This is a genomic window from Brevibacillus brevis NBRC 100599 (assembly GCF_000010165.1).
GTDB classification, from domain to species: domain Bacteria; phylum Bacillota; class Bacilli; order Brevibacillales; family Brevibacillaceae; genus Brevibacillus; species Brevibacillus brevis_D.
Map to the genome: position 1 here is coordinate 5018965 of NC_012491.1, position 17362 is coordinate 5036326.

General features: G+C 45.9%; 21 protein-coding genes and 1 pseudogene. 8 read left to right on the forward strand and 14 right to left on the reverse strand.

The window, feature by feature from the left end; all coding sequences use genetic code 11:
* Window positions 1-26 precede the first annotated feature (26 nt).
* Window positions 27-608: a hypothetical protein gene (locus BBR47_RS23830; protein ID WP_231850518.1), complete on the forward strand. Its 582-nt coding sequence runs from the start codon at window positions 27-29 to the stop codon at window positions 606-608.
* Between the two features lie 35 nt (window positions 609-643).
* On the opposite strand, the gene BBR47_RS23835 is transcribed toward BBR47_RS23830, so the two are convergent.
* The 3 genes from BBR47_RS23835 to BBR47_RS23845 form a co-directional block, all read right to left on the reverse strand.
* On the reverse strand, window positions 644-1561 hold the full coding sequence (locus BBR47_RS23835; protein ID WP_015893002.1) for a hypothetical protein: 918 nt from the start codon (window positions 1559-1561) through the stop codon (window positions 644-646).
* Window positions 1536-2120, reverse strand: a complete 585-nt coding sequence (locus BBR47_RS23840; RefSeq protein WP_041749612.1) for an RNA polymerase sigma factor — start codon at window positions 2118-2120, stop codon at window positions 1536-1538. The genes BBR47_RS23835 and BBR47_RS23840 overlap by 26 nt, the downstream gene beginning before the upstream one ends.
* A 97-nt stretch (window positions 2121-2217) precedes the next feature.
* Window positions 2218-2805 (reverse strand): DUF5050 domain-containing protein, encoded by a 588-nt coding sequence (locus BBR47_RS23845; RefSeq protein ID WP_155801108.1) that lies wholly within the window; start codon window positions 2803-2805, stop codon window positions 2218-2220.
* 215 nt (window positions 2806-3020) lie between these two features.
* Between BBR47_RS23845 and BBR47_RS31680 the strand changes: the two are divergent.
* Both BBR47_RS31680 and BBR47_RS23850 read left to right on the forward strand, forming a co-directional pair.
* Window positions 3021-3171: pseudogene (locus BBR47_RS31680) on the forward strand (IS1595 family transposase); the annotation flags it as partial.
* A 140-nt stretch (window positions 3172-3311) separates the two neighbouring features.
* The gene (locus BBR47_RS23850; RefSeq protein WP_015893005.1) at window positions 3312-3839 is read left to right on the forward strand and encodes a GNAT family N-acetyltransferase; all 528 of its coding nucleotides are present in this window, start codon (window positions 3312-3314) and stop codon (window positions 3837-3839) included.
* Window positions 3840-4464: 625 nt separating this feature from the next.
* Here BBR47_RS23850 and erpA read toward each other — a convergent pair.
* Window positions 4465-4824, reverse strand: a complete 360-nt coding sequence (gene erpA, locus BBR47_RS23855; RefSeq protein WP_015893007.1) for an iron-sulfur cluster insertion protein ErpA — start codon at window positions 4822-4824, stop codon at window positions 4465-4467.
* A 150-nt stretch (window positions 4825-4974) separates the two neighbouring features.
* On the reverse strand, window positions 4975-5196 hold the full coding sequence (locus tag BBR47_RS23860) for an aspartyl-phosphate phosphatase Spo0E family protein (RefSeq protein ID WP_041749614.1): 222 nt from the start codon (window positions 5194-5196) through the stop codon (window positions 4975-4977).
* A gap of 381 nt (window positions 5197-5577) precedes the next feature.
* On the opposite strand from BBR47_RS23860, the gene mqnE reads away from it, so the two are divergent.
* Window positions 5578-6681, forward strand: a complete 1104-nt coding sequence (mqnE, locus tag BBR47_RS23865) for an aminofutalosine synthase MqnE (protein WP_015893009.1) — start codon at window positions 5578-5580, stop codon at window positions 6679-6681.
* Between the two features lie 103 nt (window positions 6682-6784).
* Here the strand turns inward: mqnE and BBR47_RS23870 are convergent, their stop codons facing one another.
* On the reverse strand, window positions 6785-7048 hold the full coding sequence (locus BBR47_RS23870) for a DUF1450 domain-containing protein (protein WP_015893011.1): 264 nt from the start codon (window positions 7046-7048) through the stop codon (window positions 6785-6787).
* Between the two features lie 173 nt (window positions 7049-7221).
* On the opposite strand from BBR47_RS23870, the gene BBR47_RS23875 reads away from it, so the two are divergent.
* The 3 genes from BBR47_RS23875 (at window position 7222) to BBR47_RS23885 (ending at window position 9781) form a co-directional block, all read left to right on the forward strand.
* Complete coding sequence (locus BBR47_RS23875) at window positions 7222-8289, forward strand: NAD(P)/FAD-dependent oxidoreductase (RefSeq protein ID WP_015893012.1); 1068 nt, start codon at window positions 7222-7224, stop codon at window positions 8287-8289.
* A gap of 78 nt (window positions 8290-8367) precedes the next feature.
* Window positions 8368-8838: an NUDIX hydrolase gene (locus tag BBR47_RS23880; RefSeq protein WP_015893013.1), complete on the forward strand. Its 471-nt coding sequence runs from the start codon at window positions 8368-8370 to the stop codon at window positions 8836-8838.
* 82 nt (window positions 8839-8920) lie between these two features.
* Window positions 8921-9781 carry an MBL fold metallo-hydrolase gene (locus BBR47_RS23885; protein ID WP_015893014.1) on the forward strand — a complete coding sequence of 287 codons (861 nt, stop codon included), beginning with the start codon at window positions 8921-8923 and terminating at the stop codon, window positions 9779-9781.
* A 70-nt stretch (window positions 9782-9851) separates the two neighbouring features.
* Here BBR47_RS23885 and BBR47_RS23890 read toward each other — a convergent pair whose 3' ends face one another.
* The 8 genes from BBR47_RS23890 to BBR47_RS23925 form a co-directional block, all read right to left on the reverse strand.
* Window positions 9852-10610: a carbon-nitrogen hydrolase family protein gene (locus BBR47_RS23890; RefSeq protein ID WP_041749615.1), complete on the reverse strand. Its 759-nt coding sequence runs from the start codon at window positions 10608-10610 to the stop codon at window positions 9852-9854.
* A 15-nt stretch (window positions 10611-10625) separates the two neighbouring features.
* The gene (locus BBR47_RS23895) at window positions 10626-11531 is read right to left on the reverse strand and encodes an ATP-grasp domain-containing protein (RefSeq protein WP_015893016.1); all 906 of its coding nucleotides are present in this window, start codon (window positions 11529-11531) and stop codon (window positions 10626-10628) included.
* A 111-nt stretch (window positions 11532-11642) separates the two neighbouring features.
* The gene (locus BBR47_RS23900) at window positions 11643-11984 is read right to left on the reverse strand and encodes a hypothetical protein (RefSeq protein WP_015893017.1); all 342 of its coding nucleotides are present in this window, start codon (window positions 11982-11984) and stop codon (window positions 11643-11645) included.
* A gap of 145 nt (window positions 11985-12129) precedes the next feature.
* A complete protein-coding gene (locus tag BBR47_RS23905) occupies window positions 12130-13023 on the reverse strand; it encodes a hypothetical protein (RefSeq protein ID WP_015893019.1) in 894 nt (297 codons plus the stop codon).
* A 115-nt stretch (window positions 13024-13138) separates the two neighbouring features.
* Window positions 13139-14350 (reverse strand): hypothetical protein, encoded by a 1212-nt coding sequence (locus BBR47_RS23910; protein ID WP_015893020.1) that lies wholly within the window; start codon window positions 14348-14350, stop codon window positions 13139-13141.
* A gap of 136 nt (window positions 14351-14486) precedes the next feature.
* A complete protein-coding gene (locus BBR47_RS23915) occupies window positions 14487-14822 on the reverse strand; it encodes a YuzD family protein (RefSeq protein WP_015893021.1) in 336 nt (111 codons plus the stop codon).
* 29 nt (window positions 14823-14851) lie between these two features.
* Window positions 14852-15985, reverse strand: a complete 1134-nt coding sequence (locus BBR47_RS23920; protein WP_015893022.1) for a bifunctional cystathionine gamma-lyase/homocysteine desulfhydrase — start codon at window positions 15983-15985, stop codon at window positions 14852-14854.
* A gap of 1 nt (window position 15986) precedes the next feature.
* Entirely contained in the window at window positions 15987-16910 is a 924-nt protein-coding gene (locus tag BBR47_RS23925) for a PLP-dependent cysteine synthase family protein (RefSeq protein WP_015893023.1), read from the reverse strand.
* A 195-nt stretch (window positions 16911-17105) separates the two neighbouring features.
* Here BBR47_RS23925 and BBR47_RS23930 point away from each other — a divergent pair, with 195 nt between their 5' ends.
* Window positions 17106-17333 (forward strand): NifU family protein, encoded by a 228-nt coding sequence (locus tag BBR47_RS23930; protein WP_007715787.1) that lies wholly within the window; start codon window positions 17106-17108, stop codon window positions 17331-17333.
* Window positions 17334-17362: the final 29 nt, after the last annotated feature.

Below are 17362 nucleotides of genomic sequence, written 5' to 3' on the forward strand. Positions count from 1 at the left end.
TTATGGTTTAGAGGAGTGGATCAGTGATGATTTTTAGGAACGTTCAAGGTAATCTTATCGTTTTCTCGTTCGTGCTTCTTTTCACCTTTTTCATCCAGCCTTTTCCTGCGTCGGCCTGTAGTTGTGCCAGACCTCCTGACCCTTTAACAGCAAAGGATCAATCTGCTGCAGTATTTACAGGCAAGGTGCTCCAGGTAAATGAGCGAATAGACTGGCTTCGCTGGCTTCCCTTTTGGGATAAACCAGAGCGAGGGGGCTTTGATGTTATTTTCGAGGTGCAGTCCACGTGGAAAGGGGTAGATCAGACACAAGTTCAGATCGTCACCAGCGGTCTTGGAGGTTCATGCGGCATTCCTTTTCAACCGGGTCAAGAATATCTTGTCTATGCCTCTTATTGGGAGCTAAATGAGCTGGAAACCAATATCTGTACACGAACAACCATCAAGTCCGATGCCGGAGGGGATCTGCAAGCGCTAGGTCCTGGTGCCATACCGATCCGTTCTACCAATCTAGTATGGACTGATTATGTCTTTACAGGGATCGTGGTCATCATCGCTGTGGGAATCTTGTTCTATCTCTTTTGGTTCCAAACAAAACGGAGACGATAGATTCCCTCGTCTCCGCCTTCTATTTTCATGGCTATCTACTTCAAATTTTCGGTAATCATCAGTAAATCTTTTTTCGTCAAAGCAGGATTCATGGCACCCACTTCAATAAGTCTGTTTTTGTCTTCTTGATAAATCTTTACAAGTTTTTGTTCTGTTCCATCCAATAGCTTCTGGGCCACATACATTCCCTCATATTTTTGGACTTTCACTTTTTCTACAATTGCATCCTCTCCTGCTTCTTCTTCGATCCATTTCACCCCTTCAAAGTTCGTGATGGCGATGTACACGTCCCCGTCTGTCTCTGTGCCTTCACTCCCTTTGTACAACGTAAAGACTCTATTTATTGTCGGCTTAGGAGATACTTTTCGCATGACGATTTGTTTCTTGTCCTTCTCAGCCTCCTTGTGCATTTCAGCGAATAATTCTGGTTGGCTATAATCAAATGGATACTCAACATGTCCTTTTAAGAATTTGTAGCCACCCGCTATCTCTGCCGGTACCTCGTAAAAGCTGCCCACTTCTTTCTGCAACGGTGGTGTGATCAGATGTTCAACAGGAATATATGTGAAGGAAACACGTTTTTTCGGATTGTCCGGTCCAGGTATATAAATCGCTGCACCTTCTCCTGGCTTAAGCGAGTTTCGTGCGTCTTCAAAGGTTTTTATCGTTTCTTCGCTACTTTTTTCTTGTGGTGCAGTAGTCTGCTGCACTTTCACTACTGCTTCCCCTTTTTCATTCTTCAATTCGTACACCTTTATAGCTGCATAAGCGGATGTTCCACCAAACACAAGAATAGCCGCGACAAGTAATCCTAATCTTTTTTTCATCTGTTTTCCCTCCGATATATTTTTTCGTTCCTTGATTTTTTGAAGGACTTGATCCTTGACATCGAAATCATCGGCGGCTGCTAGTAACTGCTGTTTCCAATCATCGGGTTGCTGAGATCGAGTCATGTCTATCACCGCCTTCACTCACGAGCATGTAAGATTTACATTTTTTCAATGCCCGCTCATACTGTTTTCGCAGCGTAGCTGGCTTTATATCAAACAACAAGGCCAGCTCGTCGTAGCTGCGTTCTTCCACCACACGCAAGATTAGGAGATTCCGCTCCTTTACAGATAGCTTTGATATCGCTACATGAAGAGGGTTGTTCAGGTACTCTGTATCTTCAATCTTCTTTTCACCCTCATGGCGACTGACCGTCTGAATCCCCGCACGCAAAAAAGTGACCACGCGATTCAGCTTCGCCCTGTTTAACAGGTTCAGGCAATGATGATACGCGATCTTGTACATCCATGCCGAGAAAGAAACGTTGTGACGATAGCTGTCCAGCTGCTCGAATGCCTTCAAGAAAACCTCCTGGACAGCATCCTCCGCTTCCTGTCGGTGTCCCAGCATGTGATAGCAATACACGAACAACTGCTTTTGCATCGCATCGATGATCAAACCAAATTGCTCGATATCCCCAGCTCTGACCTCCTTTAACACTTGCTCCATTTCGTTATGATCCAAGCCCTCTCACCTCCGATTCGCAGGTATAACAAACAAGGCTGTCATTTTGTGACAGGTTGCCGCAAAAAAATCCATACCGAAGTATGGATTCCTTGTGTTATTTCCACTGAACCTTGTAAAGCTCATTGTTTGTTTTGGCATAGAGGATGTATTGTGCGGGTACGTTTATCTCTACAATCACATCGCTCTTCAAGTCCATGATTTTCTCTGTTTTATCTGAAGCGAGCTGCGTCCGGTATAGAGCTTTGTCGCTGTCCAGATAGAAAATGTTGTCACCTACGACATCAACGATCTTTCCCTTAATTTGCTTGCCATCTTGCAGGTACTTACCCTCTTTGGAAATCAGCACACGCTGAGAGCTGCTATCCACGTAGGCAATCGCGTCCGTATAAACTTCAAAGCTGCCGCCCTTGCTTCCATCTATTTTTGTGTCATCTTTGGTAAGCTTCGTTTTTTCTGACCCATTCAGCTTCATTTTATAAAGTCCTTGATCAAGGCTGTCATGGAAGTAATACCAGCCATTCGAAACCGTTGCATAGTCTACATTTTCAAGGACTTCCTCTTTTTTGTCCGAATTGATTTTCGCTTTATACAGCATCGCTCGGTTGTCGTCAGTATAAGATGTAAAGTACATATCGCTTTCATCCATGACAAAGGACGTAATCTTGTCTCCTGCAAATTTCACAGCTTCAGGTGTACTGCTACCTTCACTTCCAATTATTCCTAACTATAAATTCAAGTCCATATTTTGTAAATTTCTTTTATTTCGCACAACAAAATACCCCTTCAACTCGTGCGCAATCATTCACACAAGTCGATGGGGTCCCGTCTTATTTGTCCTTATTTCTCTTAGTCGTCACATTTCTCCGCTTTTCCTTTTTTACCCAATTATACTATTGCAAGGGCTGGATCGACCGCTCTAATGGCGTTGCAACCAAGCATTTACAACATTATTTAGCTTGGTTCCGTTATATAGATAGTAAAGAATATGAGAATACAGCGTCGAATAAGAAGAATATGTTCGTCGTCTCTTGCCTGTTTAATGAAATAAGACAAATACTAAACTTCAAACAACAGCTTTTTCTTGACTGAACGGGCAGAATCTTGCAGAAAATCTGTTATAATTTTACTGTAAGTTGAAGATCAAAAACATGAAGATCGGTTCATACAACATAAATTCAGGGGGTAATAATGGTTTCGATAATTCAAATGAAACTCGAAGATTCTTACAGAATACATGATATTGACCGTTCAGAAACAATAGATCTGATTTACAAATGCAAGAACGGAGTTCTTGAAGAAATTACAGCAGGACATGAATGCCCAAATTGGAAAGAAGATGATTATTATGAAATAATTTCGCGGTACGAATATGAACTCAAAAACGGTGGGACAGCTTTTGGAGCGTACAACGGGGATAAATTGGTTGGGTTCGGAGTCTTAGCTCATAAGTTTAGGGGTAAAGAGAATAACCAACTTCAGATTGACCTAATGTATGTTACACGGGAATACCGAAGACAAGGAATTGGTAGCCAAATTTTGGACGCATTAAGTAAAGTGGCAATTCAAAAAGGGGCGAAATACCTATATATATCTTCAACTGAAACTAACTCTGCGGTAAAGTTTTATTCAAGTTATGGTTCTACAATTACATCAGAAATAGATGAGGAGTTATTTGAAAAAGAACCTTATGACATTCATATGATAAAGAAGCTTTAGCACGGCAAAAGCAGGATTTTATTGTAGTGAGATATCAAATCGCTCACCAAACGGGAAATTAACCGCCTAGGCTGTGAAGGCGGTTTTACTTTGTCCAAAAATCAACATTAAGGTATGACATAGCGGGCCTTCGGAGGGGTCGCGCGCCGGAGGCATGCAGCGGATGTAATCGCCTCAAATCGGAAGTTATCGGAAGCACATCGTAATTATCGAATAACCACTTCGTGAACTGCTTCCAATGATTGCTGTAGCCCGTCAAAGTACGCTCTCGTAATCCCTCCGCACATTTAGCGGAAACTACTAGATCAAAAGCTTAGTTAAATGTCAGTCGCGGATACTCACTGTCCGCCTGCCGTCTCCCGATTGGTGTACGTTTTGCGCGTTTCTTCAACACAGAAAAAGCCTCCTCAACGGTATTTTTACACAATCCACCGTTAAAAAGGCAGTTATCTACAACCCTAAAACGTAAATTTCGGGGTTGTTATTGTACATTCGAGCGTTTGATAATCCGCAGATATTCGGGTGCAATCCTCAACCCACGGCAGGCTTCCGAAAAATTCCGGTTAGGCTACCGACTAGGCTCCGGTCAGATCACCGGAACTAAAAAACGTTGATAAGACGCCAATTAGTCGTCACATTTCTCCGCTTTTCCTTCAGCCAACGCTGTTTTGAACGAAGATCCACAACCACAAGAAGCGACTGCATTCGGATTCTCGATGGAGAAGCCTCCACCCATCATCGATTCCTTAAAATCGATTTGTGTACCTTTAATGTATGGGTAGCTGTCCTTATCGACAACAATTTTCACACCGTTTTGCTCGAAGGTCTCGTCGCCTTCTTTCATCTCTTCGTCCCAGCCCATCCCGTAGGTAAAGCCGCTGCAACCACCTGTTCTGACACCTACCCGCAAAAACACATCGGGCTTGCCTTCTGCTGCCAGCATTTCTTTTACTTTCAGACTGGCGCTCTCTGTCAATGTAATCATGCTTCTTTCCCTCCTTCACAGGCTCATCATTCCTGCACTTGTTACAACCAGTATATTCAGTTTACTAAGAAACGCTTCTTCCCACAAGCTTCCCCTGCACTTTACGAGCTCATTCTCTCTTTCCAAATAAAAAAGAAGGGTTTCCCCTTCCTATGCAAAATGTGCATTGTTTTCCATTAAATAAAATCTATACGATTTCTTCCGGTTCTCTGCCTTAGACAGACTATGATCGATCTGGTTCAGTTCGTTGTGTAGTTGATCAATTTGTATACTGTATTCTAGGACATCTGGATGATCTAACCCAAACTCTAACCCCATATTTACCATACGCTGTCGAAGGAGTTCGATTTTCTCGAGCAAAACGTCCCGCATTTGAAGCTCCTCCTAATAATAGATCAGGCTTTCTTACTATATTTTACAAGAACAGCTAGAATTTCGCAAACGAAAAATTCCTACTTTCCCCATTTAATGCCGATATTTGTTAGTTTTTTACAATATTTCACACAAAGAAATAACGGCTTTTCATGACCAATCGAGTGGGAAAATGGGGCGAGAAGGAGCCAAGTGTAGAGTTGGAGAACTTATGATATTGTTCGTACTTACCAAGAGGTTTATAATATAGGTGCTCTTGTTGCCCGAGATTCACTTTATTCCTAAGAGCTTTCCACTCCCATGGAACGAATATCGATTGGGTAGGACTGGATTAAAGCTCTTTCATCTAAGAACCATTGACTTTGAAAGGAAGTGTTTGGAATGGCGCTTGAAACGATTGCCATACAAGACAAAGCTCTCGCCGGAATCGCTGAAAAAGTTATGCATGGCGAAAGACTTACCTTGGAAGACGGTGTCACCCTTTTTAATTCCAACGATCTTTTGACGATTGGACAATTGGCTAACGTTGTTAACTATCGCAAGAATCAGGATAACGTTTACTTTTTGCAAAATCTGTACATCAACCCAACCAACGTATGTGAAGCTCATTGCAAATTCTGTGGCTTCCGCCGCGATGAAGGGGATGAAGGTGCCTACACGATGAGCATGGAAGAGTTGCTTCATTATGTAGAAACGCGCTTCCATCCGGGTATCCGTGAATTTCATATCGTTGGCGGACATAACCAGCACAAGCCATTTGAATACTACCTCGACACCCTTCGTACCTTGAGAAAAGCGTACCCGGATGTGACGATTAAATCGTATACAGGTGCAGAGATTGAGTTCTTCTCCCGCATTTCCGGTCTCTCCATCCGCGAGGTTTTGCAAGAGCTGATGAAGGCTGGTCTTCAAAGCCTTACTGGTGGTGGCGCTGAAATTTTGACTGAGCGCTATCGGATGAAAATGAGCCCGGAAAAAGCAAGTACAGACATGTACCTGCAAGTACACCGCACGGCTCATGAGTTGGGCTTGAAAACACATACCACCATGCTGTACGGCTCCATCGAGACATTAGAAGAGCGCGTGATCCACATGCTTCGCCTGCGCGAGCTGCAAGATGACACAAACGGCTTCATGGTATTTATCCCATTGGCTGTTCAACCGATCAAAGCAACAGCAGGCATCAAACGCCGCAACTCTGCCATTGATGATTTGAAAACAATGGCAATCAGCCGTCTGATGCTCGATAACTTCCAGCATATCAAAGCATACTTCATCAACATCGGTACCCAACTCACACAGCTTTCTCTGCAAATGGGAATTTCCGATGCTCACGGAACCTTGATCGAGGAACGCATCAGCCACTCAGCCGGTGCACTTACCCAGCAAGCCCTGACAGTAGATGAGTTGGTTTGGTTGATCAAAGGCGCTGGAAAACGCGCTCTGGAACGCGATACCTTCTACAACGTGATCAAAGAACATTAATCCAAAAAAAAGCTGATGCTCCAGATCACTTGGGCATCAGCTTTACTATTTTGATACGTGCGCGGTTGATCATGCTCCCCAATGAACATCCTAAGAGAACAATCTACAGAGGAAAATCTGCATCCAGCAGCTCTTCTTCCTCCCGTAATTTATTCTTGATTTTCACCAGTAATTCATCGGCTGTTGGAGCTTGTACCAAGCTGCCATTTACGAGCGCGAATGGCTCCATGTAGCATTCACCGCAATACCCGAGACAGCCGTACTCGAGTACGTCCACATCCAGATCCGGATCATTTTCCAATGCATCCACGACGGATTGCGTATAAGAGGAAACATTGCTCGCGCAAAATTCTACTAGTGGTTTCATCTATTGTCACCTACCGATTATTTCGACATCATCACGTACTTTATTGTACCGCGACTTTGATAAAAATCCAGCGGAGAAAACGGGAAAAAGATTCTGCTTGCATTTTTAGTGAAAGAGACTAAAAATAGAGTGGGTGCTGTAAAAAACGGACAGAAGAAAGGACTAGACCTTCTATGAAACGACTTGTGATCCTTGGAGGAGGATACGGGGGTCTTCGTATTATTGAGCGAGTCCTGTCCCCTGATTTACCAGATGACGTGTTTATAACCCTCGTAGACCGTATGCCGTTTCATGGCTTGAAAACAGAGTATTACGCTCTGGCGGCAGGTACTACACCGGAATCTCACCTGCGTGTTACTTTTCCAAACGATCCGCGTCTGACCGTCAAATACGGTGAAATTGCTGGCGTGGAAATGGACGAGCAGGTCGTCAATTTTGCTGACGGGGACACCCTCTCCTACGATTGGCTTGTAATCGGATTGGGTTGTGAGGATCGTTACCATGATATCCCTGGTGCTGATCAATTTACGTGTTCGATTCAAACCATGGGAGCTACTCGCAACACATACATGGCAATCAATAATGTGAACCCATACGGTACGGTTAGCGTTGTGGGCGGTGGTCTTTCCGGGGTGGAAATGGCTGCTGAGCTGCGCGAGAGCCGTCCCGACCTGAATGTGCGCATCATCGACCGCGGTCAAAGCATTTTGAGCCCATTCCCGAAAAAGCTTCAGGAATATGCATCTCAATGGTTCATTGAGCACGATGTACAGCTTGTTTCCATGGCGAATGTCACTGGCATCGAGCAAGGGATCGTGTACAACCACAATCAGCCTGTTGAAAGTGATGTTATCGTATGGACAGCAGGTATTCAAGCGAACAAAATCGTGCGCTCTCTGCCGATCGAAACAGACAACATCGGACGCGCCAAACTCAATCAGTACCATCAAATCCCATCCCATACGAACGTGTATGTAGTAGGTGACTGTGCAAGCACAATCATCGCGCCGAGCGCGCAAACAGCTGAGATCCAAGGCGAACAAATTGCCTTGATGTTGAAAAAAGACATCAAAGGTGAGGAGTATCCAGCTTCATTGCCTGCTCTCAAGCATAAGGGCTTCCTCGGTTCCCTCGGCAAAAAGGAAGGCTTTGCCAGCATGGGAAAAATGTCTCTGGTTGGTCAGATGGCTCGTGTCATCAAGAGCGGTCAGCTATGGATGTACAAAAAGCATATGGGATAGCAAACAAGCCTGTTGACCGGATGGTCTAACAGGTTTTCTTTTTGTATAATCAAAGGATTAGGAGGGTGATTTTTCCAGATGAATGATTATATTCAAACAATGCGCCGTTTGATCGGGCAAGAACGGCTGATAACTGTAGGCTGTGGAGCGATCATCGAGGACGAGCTTGGACGTATTTTGCTGCAAAGGCGCAAAGACCAGAACAACTGGTGTCTACCTGGAGGTCTGATGGAAATCGGGGAAACCTTTATAGAGACACTATTTCGTGAAGTAGAAGAAGAAACCAATCTGATCATTGAGGCGCCAGAGCTGTTTGGAATATACTCCGGCCCTTCGGGTTGCAGAGAATACCCGAACGGCGACAAGGTGTTCAGTGTGCAAATCATCTTTCGAGTAACCTCGTTTCATGGAGAACTCAAACAAGAGGGCCCTGAGAGCTCTGAGCATACGTTCTTTACACGGGACAACCTCCCGCAAACACTTAATCCCGGTCAGGCAGCGTTTATATTGGATTGGGCGGAAGGACTTATGGGACCCATCGTCAAATAATTCAAAAAACGGACCAATGATAATCTCCGAGCGAAACCCACATAATATCGTAGACCGGAATAACCAGCTTGGAGGTTTTTTAGTGGAACCCAACACATATGAGGATATGAAAGATACGCTGGCCGACAATTACATGCCGATGACTTCCTTTCGAAGTGGCGTCGAAGAGACAGTCAGACCAGATGTAGAATGCTACACCATTCAAATTGTGAACATCGCGCTGGTCGGAGATGCAAAATCATGGGTTCTGGTAGATGCGGGTATGCCACAATCGGCGAAACAAATCATCGGGATTGCCCAGGAGCGCTTTGGTGAGGGTGCCAAGCCGAGGGCCATCCTGCTCACTCACGGTCATTTCGATCATGTCGGGGCAGTCATCGAGCTCGTAAAAGCGTGGAGGGTGCCCGTCTATGCCCATTCGCTTGAAATCCCCTATTTGACAGGCCAAACATACTATCCGGAGCCAGATGGAACGGTTGAGGGCGGGCTGCTTGCGATGATATCCCCGTTGTTTCCAAATGAACCAATCGATTTGGGCAGCCATGTTCATCCTTTGCCCGAAGACGGGAGTGTTCCCGAAATGCCTGGATGGCGCTGGATACATACACCTGGACATTCCCCCGGGCACATTTCCTTCTTTCGTGATGAAGACAGAACTCTCCTCGCAGGGGATGCTTTTGTTACGGTAAAACAGGACTCATTGTATCAAGTCTTGACTCAGCAAAAGCAACTGACCGGTCCTCCTGTTTATTTGACAACTGATTGGCAGGCAGCTCGACAATCCGTCGAAAAGCTTGCCAATCTTGCCCCTGCGTATGCAATCACTGGTCACGGTCAACCTATGTATGGCGAGGAATTGGCCGATGGATTGGTCCAATTGGTTGCGGAGTTTGATCGGGTAGCTGTCCCCAAGTATGGGCGATATGTGGACAAGGAGATGTAGACTGGCAAAAAAGCTGACGTCGGGATGGTTGGACGTCAGCTTTTTATGGTTGGTTAGAAGATACCTTTTCCTATTCAACCAACCCGGGCTGGAATCGCTGGGCCAATAATCGCGTTGCTTTCGCAGGATCAATCTCTAACACAAGCAGCTCCTCGACCCCTGAAGCCGCCACACACAGCCGTTCCCCGGTCGGTGAGATCAAAGCCGTCGTCACCTGTTGATTCGGAATCGCGTAGTTCACGCTGGCGAAGTAGATATTGTTTTCCAAGCTTCGGCAAACCATCGCCCCGTTGTAAAAATCGGGATTGCTGACCTCCCCTGTAAACATCGGATGGAAAACAATGCTCGCTCCACGGCGTGCCGCCCACCGTACCGTCTCTGGATATCGCCATCCTTCATGGCAAATGACAATGCCAAACGCCACATCCTCTATCGTAAACATTTGCCGCCCTTCGCCCGGAATATAGTCAAACTGATCCTCATCTGGGTCGATCTGATTTTTTATTTGCAACCCAAGATCTTCTCCCTGTTTCCCCACCACAAAGGCGACTAGACGATAGCCGCGCTCATCCTTCCATTCCATCGGTAAAATGACGGCGAGCTGGCGTTCCTTCGCCAGAGCACGAATCTCTTCCAAAGCTCTCCGTTGTACCTCATGATCGTATGCTTCCACTTCATAGCCAACACCGCGCAGCCCCGGAATCATCGATTCAGGAAAGCAAATCAGATCGCAATTGTTTTGCGCAGCATTTATCATCTGCTCCTTAATGATTGCAAGCCCCTCCGCCGCTGATTGGGGGAACCTCGTCTGAGCCAGGCCTATTTTCATGGAAAATCCCTCTTTCTATAGAAAATTTCTTTTTAACCTCGTGAAAAATTCACATCTATCAGCCTGTTCAGGCAGAGCCGACACCTGTGCATCCCCTAGCTCGAGGATGGTCCATGAGCCATTTTCCAGCTTGGCGATATCCATAGTAAAAAAGCGACTCTTGATTTTTTTCGCTACCTCTAAAAATGGCTGGAGGTCTGGCGGCGTATCATCATATTGTCCTTCCTCCCAGTAATTTGCCATGTACATGGGTTCGCCATCCAAAAAGAAAACGCGATATTCCTGGGATAATGGCATGTTGCTCTGCGAGTGATGGGTCAAAAACTGAAGCTTTACAAATTCTCGAAAGACGACTCCCTCATTCAGCTCATCCTGTTGCAGCTCCAAAAATCGGCTGGTCACTTGCTGTACCTTTTCTTTATCGGAAGCATCGGGAATATAGCACGCCTCATTCCAATCGTGTTTTCGAGATTTCACATAATCTTTGATCATGATCGGAGCCTGTCCAAATCTATTTAATATCCGATACACGTTTTCAAATGACGCGTCTATCTCTTCTTTGTGCAGCCAGACTGACAGCGGGGTAAAATCTTTGATGACCTCATAAGATTCAGGCAGGTAATGACAATGCACGTACTTCTCGGGTGTATTGATTAACTCTATATTTTTGGCTAGCAGGGCGTCGTATAATTTTTGGTACAGGAACGGTTTTAGCATCCATCCCCTGTAGATAGCCAATACTTTTTCAGGAGAGGGTTGGATTTGTTTCACAGCTGCTAACGGGTTGTCCTGGTATATCAGTTGTTCCAAGCTGATCAGATGAATATCCAAGCCGAGTTGTTTTGCGCACGTATACTCATATTCGTAGGTTTCATCGACTTTGTTTTCTTGAAATGGCTGACTGCAAAATAAGACTTTCATCTGCACGATCCTCCTCTCAAAAATTGGCAATACCATCCCATTATACAAGATAATTGTTTGAACGTAAAAAACCGTCAAGACTAATCCTGACGGTTCCCCTATTTTGCTGGCTTATCGCTTTTGGACACGTAACACAGGTACTTTTTTCGGTTCAAAGGTGTCTGCCAGTATCTTCTCTTGAATGACATTCAGCTTGAGCAAACTCGAAATTTTCCCGGTATCGGCCTTCGACATGAGGCGCCAAAGCGAAGGGTCTGGCAAGGCGTTGTAAAGGCGATCATCGTTGTATTCTCGCCGCTCCTGATAAGATATCTGCAGCTTGTATTCGCCTTCCTCTACGCTGCCGGCTTCACTGTAAGCTTCAATTAGTTTACTCCGCAGCTCGTTCAATTCTTCCTCTAGCTGCTTTTGAATTTCCTTTAACTCATAGTAGCGAGCAATCGGTTGGTCCATCCGCTCTTCCTCCTTTGGTTACCCCTGTACCCAAAATCCATATGAGAAAAAGTCGGTTGCTAGAACCATTCGCTGGCAACGAAAAACAGCCTCCTTTTTCATTTTCGTCATAGAAAAGGAGGCTGCGGATCAAGCTCTGCTATTCTTACTTTTCAATCATTGTGTTGATCGCTTCACCCTGGTGTTTTTTCAAGAAAGTAGAGTACTCTACTTCCCATGGATTCCATTTGCCTTCCCCTTGGTAGCCCCAAACGGAGTTGATGCGGGAAACAGTATCTGTGTTGTTCATACCTACAAGTCGTTGCTCCCCTACGAGCTCAAATGTACCGTTCGCATCCATATCGACTGGCGTCAAAGAACCGAATGGATACGAGAATACAGAAACAGCATCTTCTGTTGGCTGTACTTTTCCTGCCTTGTCATACAGCTTGGCAGCTAGGTATACATCTTGGTTGGCACTCACATCAAGCGTCAGCGGCTTATCCAGGTGGGAGCCTTTGCCCTCTACTTTGAAGCCATCTACGAATTTCCCCTCGAAACGGATTCCTTCGTTTTCCTTTTCACCAAAAATCACGGCTGGCTTATTGTTTTCAAAGGTAGCGATAACGTGGCTGTAAACACCGCCGCTTCCGCCAGTCGCTGTTTTCACGAAGGCATCCGCAACATGGTCACCAGTGAAGTCAACGAGGGTCAGCTCGCCCTCATAGCCGCCCAGCTCTTTGATATCCGTTTGGCTATAAGCGCCGGATTTTCCGTCTTTTACTACGATGTTCATATTGGAGGAATAGATGTCATCCTCTTTTTCTTTTTCGCCAATCAGATATACGACGTCATCCTTCTTATCGCCGTTCACGTCAGCCGTTTTTTGATCGATCACATAGGTGTTTTTCGCGAGCTTCAATTCAGCTGCGGCAGAGAACAGCTTTCCTTTTTCAGAATCTGCGTGAGCAACTTGTGTATTCATTGCAGAAAATCCAGCTACGCCTACAACTCCTGCAAGCAGCAAATATGTAACAGGCTTCATCCATTTTTTATTCATCGTTATGGCCTCCACTAAATGGTAAGTTATTGGTTACATTTACTACTATAGGACGAAGCCTACTCTAGTTCGTTACAGAATGTTTACGATTGATATACAAATAGTTAACAGCACGTTACTTGACGTTATCCAGCACACTTTTGATTATGGCTGGCGAGTCTTGACGGATGGTCAGATTGTAATGCTCTCTGACCGCATGATAGACGGCATCTACGTTTTTGCTGCTTTTATTCTTGCGATAGGCAGCTACTTGCTTGGCAAACTTCGGATGGTGGATGAGATCACGGCTCCAGTCCCATACGCGAGGCTTCATCGCATCCTTGCGTGCTTGATCGAGAATCTGAGGGAATCGCGGGATCATCCAATCACGGATGCTTCTCGCTGCATTTTTGTATTCGGCTGTTCCATGAAGTGCGTAGTTTCGATAACTTAAATACGGATCTCCATTCAACTGGATGAACTGTGCCGCGTAGTCGGACAGCATGCTTTCATTCAGCTCCACTTGGTAATACTCCCATCCCGAGTCCGTCTTTTTCCCCGGCATAATAAGCGTGATAAAATAAAACAGGTCACCATACGTACTAGAATCCACGTATGGTTCCGGACCAGGGCTCATACTAAGTATTGTCTGCGGATCAAGGTTCATAGTAAGTAGTGTCTGCGGATCAATATACTTTTCTTTGTTTACTACAAAACCAGGCACCCCTACCTCAACAGCCCAGCGAACGGAAACATTCTCTGAATCCTTCAGGTCAATTCCACCATGATAGGGTCGTGTCTTCCCAAACATGCGATAAAGTACCGTAGCGACGAATTCCTTTGTCGCTATTCCATCGTCAATCTCGTTTGGCATAACGTATCCAGCCTGAACGAGTGGCTGCAAACGAGCGTTCATTTCGATTTGCGCACGGGCTTTGCGCAATTTTACCCTCTCATCCGAAAAGTCCCCTACATTGTCGATCTTTCGGTCCAGGTCTTCCATATTGACGTCTGTGGGATATGCTGGAGGGAGTATTCCGATAAAGTGATAGACATTCCATAGAAAGCCTTTTTTAGAGGTTTGAAATTCATCGATATTAACGTGCATGTCATTTATATAGTCAGTAGAAGAATAAGGACGTAGTCCAAAAGGTATCGGTTGTGGGTTCGCAATCGATATTTCCTGTCTTTTCGAAAACAAGTACTTTTCCGGATTCGGCGGCAGCTCGTATGTAATCATGTAATCAGATTCTGCTTCTGCGATATTTTGAGTGGTAGTAGGGGCCAGTATCCCCGTAAAACACAGCGTACAAATTAGCACACCACCCAGTATTGTTTTTCCATCCATACCAAAAACACCCTTCGCTATCAATATTGTTAGTTAGACGTAAAAATAAGCTGTTCGGTTTCGCACAGATTGAAAAAAGCGACCAGGCTCATGCATCTGGTCGCTTTAAAAAGTGATTGTTGTTCCCTCTATGCGTTTATTCGGCTTCTGCTGTCGAAGCAATCGGCTGCACGCCCATGCTCTCCAGCTTTTCATAGATATCCTTTAATTTCGGATTTCCCTCACCGACAATTTCCCCGGAAATTACGACAAGCGGATACCATAAATCTTCCTCGATAATGCGATTCGCCCAGCTTTTGTCATCGTCTGTCTGCGGCTGTTGAAAGTCGCTATAAACGATGCGGATGCTGTCACTCCCATACTTGCGAGAGAGTGCCGCCTCCAGCCACTCGGCTGTTTCCTTTGCAGATGGCAAATTGACGCAGCTTGCGCACAATTGCTCTGTCCCAAAAACCTTGATATCGACAGTCACTATATCCGCCCTCCCCCGGGTCAGCTAGCTTAGGACAATGCTTGGTCGAGGTCCTCGATCAAGTCCTGAACATCTTCAATACCAACAGAGATGCGCACCAGGCCATCTGTAATACCCAGCTCAGCACGGCGCTCTGCCGGGATAGAAGCATGTGTCATGCGTGCAGGTACGCTGATCAAGCTCTCCACTGCACCCAGCGATTCTGCCAGCGTGTAGTATTTTACCTTTGCCAACACTTCGTCAGCACGCTCTGCGCTACCTACGTCGAAGGAAATCATGCCACCGAAGCCACGCGCTTGCTTTTGAATCAGCTCATGACCGGAATGGCTGGACAGACCAGGATAAATGACGCGTTTGATGTCGCTGCGCTCAGACAGCCATTTTGCGAGCGTACGAGCATTGTGTTCATGCTCTTCCATCCGAATTCCCAGCGTCTTCATACCGCGCAGCAAGAGCCAAGAATCTTGTGGTCCAAGCACACCGCCAATTGCATTTTGCACAAAATGGAGGTCTTCGCCCACTTGCGCATCTTTTGCTACAACCAGACCAGCTACTACGTCGCTGTGTCCGCCCAAATATTTTGTTGCGCTATGGAACACGATGTCAGCACCGAGATCCAGCGGATTTTGCCAGTATGGCGTCATGAACGTGTTGTCTACTACGAGCAGCACGCCTTTTGCTTTCGCGATTCCTGCCAACGCGCTGATGTCGCTTACTTTCAGTAGCGGGTTTGTCGGTGTTTCCATAATGATTGCTTTGGTTTCCGGGCGAATTGCCGCCTCTACTGCTGCCAGATCACTCGTATCTACGTAGGTTGCTTCCAGACCCATACGGGAGAATACACGTGTAACGACGCGGTAAGTACCACCGTATACATCGTCCCCTACTACGAGATGATCGCCTTTGTTGAACATCGAGAGGATGGTAGACAGTGCCGCCATCCCAGAACCAAATGCAAAGCCGCGTGCGCCGCCTTCGATTTCTGCGATGTATGTTTCCAATGCGTGACGGGTCGGATTCCCCGTACGGGAATATTCGAAGCCTTTGTGAACGCCAATGGCTTCCTGTTTATACGTACTTACCTGGTAAATTGGAACGGATACGGCTCCTGTATGTGGATCTCCATCGATTCCGCCGTGGATCAGACGAGTTTTGATGCGCATCTTAAATTCCCCCCTGGTAAATTTTCTTGCTTAGATAACGTTCGCTGCCATCGGCAAACAGTGTGACGATATTTGTCCCTGGAGCTGCTTCTCTTGCTTCGCGCAGTGCCGCTGCCATAGCTGCACCTGAAGAACTACCTACGAGCAAGCCTTCCTTGGCAGCCAGCTGCTTGACCAGATCGAAGGCTTCCACATCGAGAATCGTGTGAATGGCATTGAAGTAGCTCGTATCCATGAATGGAGGCAAAAACTCCATGCCGATCCCTTCTGTTTTATGCGGGCCGGATTCTCCCCCATTCAAGATGGAACCTTCTGGCTCGACAATAACCGTTTTTACGTTTGGATTTTGTTCCTTCAAGTAGCGAGCTGCACCCATAAAAGTACCGCCAGAACCAGCACCTGCCACAAATACGTTTACTTGTCCGTCCATTTGACTCCAAATTTCTGGACCTGTTGTTTTGTAGTGTGCGTCTGGATTCGCCGGGTTAGCAAATTGCTGTGGAACAAAAGCACCTGGAATGGATTCTGCGAGTTCTTTTGCCTTTGCGATTGCACCCTTAATCCCTAGCTCTGTCGGTGTATTGACGACTTCTGCTCCAAGGGCACGCATCAGCTCTTGCTTTTCCTCGGAAAACTTCGCTGGTACGCAGAAGATGACTTTATAACCTGTTCCTACAGCGGCCAGCGCTACACCAATTCCTGTATTACCTGCTGTCGGTTCAATAATGGTACCACCTGGGGCCAATTGGCCGTTTTCCTCAGCGGCACGAATCAACTCTATGCCGAGTCTGTCTTTTACGCTGCCTCCTGGGTTAAAATACTCCAGCTTGGCGAACAAGCGGACACCCTCTGGAAGCTCAAATTGAGTAATTTCGACGATCGGCGTATTACCAATCAGTTCCTTCACATTGCGAAATACGTTCACGAAGATCTGACTCCTTATATTGAAGTACTTGCTTCTTTCTTTTTCATTATAACATGCAAAGATTACAAAAAGTCCATGCTACTAAACTTCGGTATGCCAGCTGAACTTTAAAGTGTCAACAGTGCATGTAAGCCATGGATTTCTCACCATGGTATGATTATAATAAAGGAGAGGTTGGAAAGGAGTGAATGTAACATGGATATCATGGATCAAGTACAAGAAGTTCTCGATAAACTGCGTCCTTACCTGCAACGTGACGGCGGAGACGTACAACTCGTTGATGTAGAAGATGGCATCGTGAAGCTGCGCCTGATGGGTGCTTGCGGTAGCTGCCCTTCCTCTACCATCACCCTGAAAGCAGGAATCGAGCGTGCACTGGTGGAAGAAATCCCAGGCATCAAAGAAGTTCAACAAGTATTCTAATCCAGTCACATCGACATGAAAGCAGCTAC

Excerpts from the sequence above, each read along its gene's own strand:
- BBR47_RS23860 (WP_041749614.1), bottom strand. The coding sequence starts at position 5,196 with ATGCGGGACGTTTTGCTCGAGAAAATCGAACTCCTTCGACAGCGTATG.
- BBR47_RS23910 (WP_015893020.1), bottom strand. The coding sequence starts at position 14,350 with ATGGATGGAAAAACAATACTGGGTGGTGTGCTAATTTGTACGCTGTGT.
- BBR47_RS23900 (WP_015893017.1), bottom strand. The coding sequence starts at position 11,984 with ATGGACCAACCGATTGCTCGCTACTATGAGTTAAAGGAAATTCAAAAG.
- BBR47_RS23870 (WP_015893011.1), bottom strand. The coding sequence starts at position 7,048 with ATGAAACCACTAGTAGAATTTTGCGCGAGCAATGTTTCCTCTTATACG.
- BBR47_RS23850 (WP_015893005.1), top strand. The coding sequence starts at position 3,312 with ATGGTTTCGATAATTCAAATGAAACTCGAAGATTCTTACAGAATACAT.
- BBR47_RS23905 (WP_015893019.1), bottom strand. The coding sequence starts at position 13,023 with ATGAATAAAAAATGGATGAAGCCTGTTACATATTTGCTGCTTGCAGGA.
- BBR47_RS23880 (WP_015893013.1), top strand. The coding sequence starts at position 8,368 with ATGAATGATTATATTCAAACAATGCGCCGTTTGATCGGGCAAGAACGG.
- BBR47_RS23835 (WP_015893002.1), bottom strand. The coding sequence starts at position 1,561 with ATGACTCGATCTCAGCAACCCGATGATTGGAAACAGCAGTTACTAGCA.
- mqnE (WP_015893009.1), top strand. The coding sequence starts at position 5,578 with ATGGCGCTTGAAACGATTGCCATACAAGACAAAGCTCTCGCCGGAATC.
- BBR47_RS23920 (WP_015893022.1), bottom strand. The coding sequence starts at position 15,985 with ATGCGCATCAAAACTCGTCTGATCCACGGCGGAATCGATGGAGATCCA.
- BBR47_RS23930 (WP_007715787.1), top strand. The coding sequence starts at position 17,106 with ATGGATATCATGGATCAAGTACAAGAAGTTCTCGATAAACTGCGTCCT.
- erpA (WP_015893007.1), bottom strand. The coding sequence starts at position 4,824 with ATGATTACATTGACAGAGAGCGCCAGTCTGAAAGTAAAAGAAATGCTG.
- BBR47_RS23890 (WP_041749615.1), bottom strand. The coding sequence starts at position 10,610 with ATGAAAATAGGCCTGGCTCAGACGAGGTTCCCCCAATCAGCGGCGGAG.
- BBR47_RS23875 (WP_015893012.1), top strand. The coding sequence starts at position 7,222 with ATGAAACGACTTGTGATCCTTGGAGGAGGATACGGGGGTCTTCGTATT.
- BBR47_RS23830 (WP_231850518.1), top strand. The coding sequence starts at position 27 with ATGATTTTTAGGAACGTTCAAGGTAATCTTATCGTTTTCTCGTTCGTG.
- BBR47_RS23895 (WP_015893016.1), bottom strand. The coding sequence starts at position 11,531 with ATGAAAGTCTTATTTTGCAGTCAGCCATTTCAAGAAAACAAAGTCGAT.